The organism is Acidovorax sp. SRB_24 (genome assembly GCF_012931925.1).
On the sequence record NZ_MWOM01000010.1, the window covers coordinates 91969 to 98042 of the forward strand.

Genomic DNA, 6074 nt, shown 5'->3' on the forward strand with positions numbered 1-6074 from the left:
GTCAGGCGCGGCGCATCTGGGCCAGCACCTGCTGCGCGCCGGCGGCGATCAGGCGCGCGTCCGAGCTGACGGTGACAAAGCGAAAGCCCTTGGCAATGCGCGCGCGCGCCGCGTCGGGTCCACCGTTGTGGATGCCGGCGACGATGCCGTGCGCTTTGGCACGCTCGAGGATGTGGTCGATGGCCTGCGCCACGGGGGCGTCGACGTCGTCGAACGTGGGCTTGCAGCCCAGCGCCAGCGACAGGTCGGACGGGCCGATGTAGATCGCGTCCAGGCCTTCGACCGACAGGATGGCATCGAGGTTGTCGAGCGCCTGCGCGGTCTCGATCATGGCAAAGCGCACGATGGTGTCGTCGGCGTGCGTGGGGTAGTCGGCGCCGCCGTACAGGTTGGCGCGCACGGGGCCAAAGCTGCGCGTGCCGCGCGGCGCGTAGCTGGTGTAGGCCACGAGTTTTTGCGCGTCTTCGCGCGTGTTGACCATGGGGCAGATCACGCCGTAGGCGCCGGCGTCCAGCGTCTTCATCAGGATGCCGGGCTCCAGCCACGGCACGCGCACCACCGGCACGGTGGCGGTGGTCGAGATGGCCTGCAGCATGGTCACCATGGCCTGGTAGTCGAGCACACCGTGCTGCAGGTCGATGGTCAGCGTGTCCCAGCCCTGGTGGGCCATGGTCTCTGCCGAAAAACTGTTGCCAATGGCGAGCCAGCCGTTGACGGCGGCCTGGTCGTTCTTCCACAGGGTGCGCAGATGGTTTTCTCTCATGAAATAGTCCTTGTGTATCAGTGTGCGGAGGGGAATGTGGTGCGTGTGTGGCTCAGGTCACTGGCGCCGGGTTGAACAGCACCAGGGCGTTGTGCAGCTTCCAGTGCTCGGCCCAGGTCTTCTTCTTGCCGCTGGCGACTGCGAGCATCAGGTGGAACAGCTCCCAGCCCACCTGCTCGATAGTTTGTTGTCCGGTGGCGATCGTGCCGGCGTTCACGTCCATCAGGTCGTGCCAGCGGCGCGCCAGGTCGCTGCGCGTGGCGACCTTGATCACCGGCACCTCGGCTAGGCCATAGGGCGTGCCGCGCCCGGTGGTGAACACATGCAGGTTCATGCCCGCGGCCAGCTGCAGCGTGCCGCAGATGAAGTCGCTGGCTGGCGTGGCTGCATAGGTCAGGCCCTTGCGCGCGAGTTTTTCGCCCGGCGCGAGCACGCCGGTGATGGGGGCCGAGCCGGACTTCACGATCGAGCCCATGGCCTTTTCGACGATGTTCGAGAGGCCGCCCTTCTTGTTGCCGGGCGTGGTGTTGGCGCTGCGGTCGACCTGGCCCTTGTGCAGGTAGGCGTCGTACCAGGCCATCTCGCGCACCATGGCTTCTGCCACCTCGGGCGTGGCTGCGCGCGCGGTGAGCTGGTCGATGCCGTCGCGAACCTCGGTCACCTCCGAGAACATTACGCTGGCGCCGGCGCGCACCAGCAGGTCGGTGCAAAAGCCCACGGCCGGGTTGGCGGTGACGCCCGAGAACGCATCGCTGCCGCCGCACTGCACGCCCACCACGAGTTCGCTCGCGGGCACCGTCTCGCGCCGGCGTGTATTGAGGCGCTGCAGGTGCGCCTCGGCCTGGCGCACGATCGAATCGACCATCGACATGAAGCCCACGTGCGCCTCGTCCTGCAGGCACACCACGTCAAGCCCGGCCGCCGGGTCGGTGGCGGCCGCGCTGCGTTCGTCGATCAGCGCGATGCTGCCCAGGGGCAGCAGCCGCTCGGGCTGCAGCTTTTCGCAGCCCAGGCTCACCACCATCACCTCGCCGCCGAAATTGGGGTTGAGGCTGATGTTGCGCAGCGTTCGGATCGGAATGATCGCATCGGGCGCATCGATGGCCACCCCGCAGCCGTACGTGTGTTCGAGCGCCACCACGTCATCGACATGCGGGTACTTTGGGAGCAACTCGGCCTTGATGCGCTGTACCGCGAAGTTGGTGACGCCGGCGACGCACTGCACCGTCTGGGTGATGGCCAGGATGTTGCGCGTGCCCACCGAGCCGTCTGGATTGCGGTAGCCCTCGAAGGTGTAGCCGTTCAGCGGTGGCTGCTGCGCAGGCTGCGCAGTGGCGATGGGCAGGTGGTCGAGCCCGCGCGCGGCCGGCAGTTGCAGCAGGCGCTCGTGCACCCAACTACCGGCCAGGATGTCTTGCAGCGCGTAGCCGATCGCCACGTCATAGCGGCGCACCGCGCTGCCGGCTGGAAGGTCTGCCAGCGCCACCTTGTGGCCCTGCGGCACATGCTCGCGCAGCGTCAGGCCCGAGGCGAAGACGGTGCCGGCGGGCAAGCCACCGTCATTGGCCACGATCGCGACGTTGTCGCGTTCGTGCATGGCGATGTACAGGGGGGCTCGTGTGGCGTTGTGCGGCATGGCCGAATCTCATTCGGGCTTGATGTTGCCGTCCTTGATCACTTGCACCCATTTGGCTTGTTCGGTGCGCTGGAAGCTGGCGAACTGCTCGGGCGTATTGACCGTGTACTCCAGCCCGAGACCGTCCATCTTGGCCCGGGTGTCGGGCTGGGCAATGATCTTGGCCAGTTCGGCATTGAGCCGGTTCACGATGGCCGGCGGCGTGCCGGCCGGTGCATACAGCGCCTGCCAACTGCTCACATCGAAGCCGGCGACGCCGCTTTCCTGCATCGTCGGCACATCCGGCAGCACCTGGGTGCGCTTGGACGACGTGACGGCGAGCGCGCGCAGCTTGCCGCTCTTGATGTGCGGCAGGGCGACCAGCGAGGTTTCGAAGGTCATCGGAATCTGGCCGCCCAGCAGATCCTGCACCGCCGGTGCGCTGCCGCGGTAGGGCACATGGGTGATGTCTGCGCCGGCCAGCAGCCGGAAGGTCTCGCCCGAGAGGTGCTGCGAGGTGCCCTGGCCCGCCGAGCCGAAGGTCAGTGCGCCGGGTTTGGCCTTGGCGGCGGTGATTACGTCCTGGACATTCTTGAAGGGCTGGCTGGCATTGACCAGCAGCACATTGCTGATGCTGCCCAGCAGCATCACGGGGGCGAAATCCTTGGCAGCGTTGTACGGAATCTTGGGCTGCAGCGCCGGGTTGATCGCGTGGGACGCAATGGTGCCCAGCAGCAGCGTGTAGCCATCGGCGGGCGACTTGGCGACGCTGTCGGCGCCCAGCACGCCGCCCGCGCCCGCCTTGTTCTCCACGACGATGGACTGCTTGAGCGCAAGCTGCAGTTGCGCCGCCAGCGTGCGGGCGAGCACGTCGGAGGTGCCGCCGGCGGCAAAGGGCACGACCAGCTTGATCGGTTTGGCGGCCGGCCATGCCTCCTCGGCGTGGGACGGCAGCAGGCAGGCGAGCGTGCTGGCCAGAGCGGCCAGCTGGAGCGTACGGCGGGAAATGCGCATGGTTTGTCTCCGTCTAATAGTGGGAAACGCCTGCCTGGGATCAGCGGTCCAATGCCGGACGTTTCGGATCAAAGGTCCAGCCCGGCATGAGCGACTGCATGGCAATGGCGTCGTCGCGCGCGCCCAGACCATGCTGCAGGTACAGCGCGTGGGCTTTTGCCACTTCGGCCATGTCCAGCTCCACGCCCAGACCGGGCTTCTTGGGCACTTCGACCAGGCCGCCGCGAATCTGCAATGGCTCTTGCGTCAGCCGCTGGCCGTCCTGCCAGATCCAGTGCGTGTCGATGGCCGTGACCTTGCCGGGCGCGGCCGCCGCCACATGCGTGAACATGGCGAGTGAGACGTCGAAATGGTTGTTCGAGTGCGAGCCCCAGGTCAGGCCCCAGTCGCGGCAGGTCTGCGCCACGCGCACCGAGCCGGCCATGGTCCAGAAATGCGGGTCGGCCAGCGGAATGTCGACCGATTGCAGTGACAGCGCGTGCACCATCTGGCGCCAGTCGGTGGCCACCATGTTGGTGGCCGTGGGCAGGCCGGTGGCGCGCCGGAACTCGGCCATGACCTCGCGGCCCGAGAAGCCGTCTTCGGCGCCGCAGGGGTCTTCGGCGTAGGCGAGCACGCCGCGCAGGTCGCGCAGCAGGCGGATGGCGTCTTTGAGCAGCCAGCCGCCATTGGGGTCGAGCGTGATGCGCGCCTGCGGAAAGCGCTCGTGCAGCGCCACGATGGCCTCGACCTCGTGGCCGCCCGCGAGGACGCCGCCCTTGAGCTTGAAGTCGTTGAAGCCGTAGCGTGCGTGCGCGGCCTCGGCCAGGCGCACCACGGCTTCGGGCGTGAGCGCGGCCTGGTTGCGCAGGCGAAACCAGTCGTTGTCGGCGCCGTCTTCCTGGCGGTAATTCAGCGGGGTCTGCTGCGCATCGCCGATGAAGAACAGGTAGCCGAGCATTTCCACCGCCTCGCGCTGCTGGCCTTCGCCGAGCAGCGCCGCCACCGGTACACCCAGGTGCTGGCCCTGCAGGTCGAGTAGCGCGCTTTCGATGGCGGTGACAGCGTGCACGGTGGTGCGCAGGTCAAAGGTCTGCAGGCCGCGCCCGCCCTGGTCGCGGTCGGCAAAGCGCGCCTGCACTTCGCCGAGCAGGCGCCGCACGTCGCCGATGGGCTGGCCCAGCAGCAGCTCGCGCGCGTCTTCCAGGGTGCGGCGGATGGCTTCGCCGCCCGGTACCTCGCCGACCCCGGTGCGACCCGCGCTGTCGGTGAGGATGAGCAGGTTGCGCGTGAAAAAAGGTGCATGCCCGCCCGAGAGGTTGAGCAGCAAGCTGTCGTGACCGGCCACGGGAATGGCCTGCAGCGCGGTGACAACGGGGGTCGAGAAAGCCATGAAAATCCTCAGTCTGCGGTGATGTTGCCGGTCTCTACGACCTTCTTCCAGCGCGCCGATTCCTGCTGCTGGAACGCGGCGAACTGTTCGGGCGTGTTGCCCACGATTTCGAAGCCCACGTCCACGAAGCGCTGCTGGATGCCCGGGTCTTTCAAGGCGGCCATGAGCGCGCCATGCAGCTTTTTCTTCACGTCGGCGGGCAGGCCCTTGGGCGCGGCCACGGCCTGCCACGAGTACACGTTCACCCCGGGCGCACCGGCCTCGGCCATGGTGGGCACATCGGGCAGCAGCGGCGAGCGCTTGTCGGACGTGATGGCGAGCGCGCGCAGCTTGCCGGCGCGCACCTGTTGGATCACGGCGTTGATGTTCTGGAACGACGCGTCCACCTGGCCGCCGAGCAGGTCGGAGATGGCCGGTGCGCCGCCTTTGTAGGGCACGTGCACGCCGCTGGTGCCGGTCTGCTGCCAGAACAGCTCCACCGTGAGGTGGTCCGAGGAGCCGTTGCCCGACGAGGCAAACGTCATCTTGCCGGGGTTGGATTTTTCATAGGCGATCACATTGGCCAGCGTTTTGTGCGGCGAGTTGGCGGGGACGACGAGCAGGTTCGGCGCCTGCACGGCCACCGTGAGCAGGTCAAAGTCCTTGCCGGCGTCGTAGGGCACGCTCTTGACCAGGTGCGGTGCGATCACATAGGGACCGAGCGACGCCACCAGGAGCGTGTAGCCGTCGGCAGCGCTGCGCTTGACCTGGCCGGCGCCAATCGTGCCCGTGGCGCCGGGGCGGTTTTCGACCACGATGGTCTGGCCCAGCGTGGCCTGCATGGGCGTGGCCAGGGCGCGCGCCAGCGTGTCGGTCGAGCCGCCGGGCGGGAAGGGCACGACCATGGTGATGGGTTTGTCGGGCCAGGCAAACGCGGGTGCGGCCAAGGCCAGGGCCGCGACCAGGGTGAATAGGCGCTTCTTCATTGCTCGTCTCCGTTGCGGTTGATGGATTTTTGTGGTCAGTCATCGTACAACCCGATGTGCAACAGAGAGGTCAGGGTATACCCGGGATCAACGCGGGATGGCATCTCCGGAGCGACGGCGCCGTTCGCGGCTGTTGGCCAGGTGGGTGCGCATCGCCGCGCGTGCGCCGTCCGGATCCTGGCGTGCAATGGCGTCGAAAATGCTGTCGTGCTCCGCATGCACGCGCTGCAGGTAGGCGGCCTGTTCGCTGCTGGCGCCCTGGGGGCCTCCCAGGCGCGCGCGCGGAATGATGGTGGCGCCGAGCGTGGCCATCAGGTCGGCAAAGTGCTGGTTCTGCGTGGCGCG

General features: G+C 67.6%; 6 protein-coding genes. All 6 read right to left on the minus strand.

Annotated features, from left to right (window positions below):
- Window position 1: 1 nt before the first annotated feature.
- Window positions 2-763 (minus strand): HpcH/HpaI aldolase/citrate lyase family protein, encoded by a 762-nt coding sequence (locus B2J89_RS05535; protein WP_169168232.1) that lies wholly within the window; start codon window positions 761-763, stop codon window positions 2-4.
- Between the two features lie 52 nt (window positions 764-815).
- Window positions 816-2399 (minus strand): galactarate dehydratase, encoded by a 1584-nt coding sequence (garD, locus tag B2J89_RS05540; RefSeq protein ID WP_169168233.1) that lies wholly within the window; start codon window positions 2397-2399, stop codon window positions 816-818.
- Window positions 2400-2408: 9 nt separating this feature from the next.
- The gene (locus B2J89_RS05545) at window positions 2409-3392 is read right to left on the minus strand and encodes a tripartite tricarboxylate transporter substrate binding protein (protein ID WP_205763719.1); all 984 of its coding nucleotides are present in this window, start codon (window positions 3390-3392) and stop codon (window positions 2409-2411) included.
- Between the two features lie 40 nt (window positions 3393-3432).
- Window positions 3433-4764, minus strand: coding sequence for a glucarate dehydratase (gene gudD, locus B2J89_RS05550; protein ID WP_169168234.1), 1332 nt, complete (start codon window positions 4762-4764; stop codon window positions 3433-3435).
- A gap of 8 nt (window positions 4765-4772) precedes the next feature.
- Complete coding sequence (locus B2J89_RS05555; protein WP_169168235.1) at window positions 4773-5729, minus strand: tripartite tricarboxylate transporter substrate binding protein; 957 nt, start codon at window positions 5727-5729, stop codon at window positions 4773-4775.
- A gap of 87 nt (window positions 5730-5816) precedes the next feature.
- Window positions 5817-6074 (minus strand): FCD domain-containing protein (locus tag B2J89_RS05560; protein ID WP_169168236.1); only part of this gene is annotated, 258 nt, incomplete at its 5' end.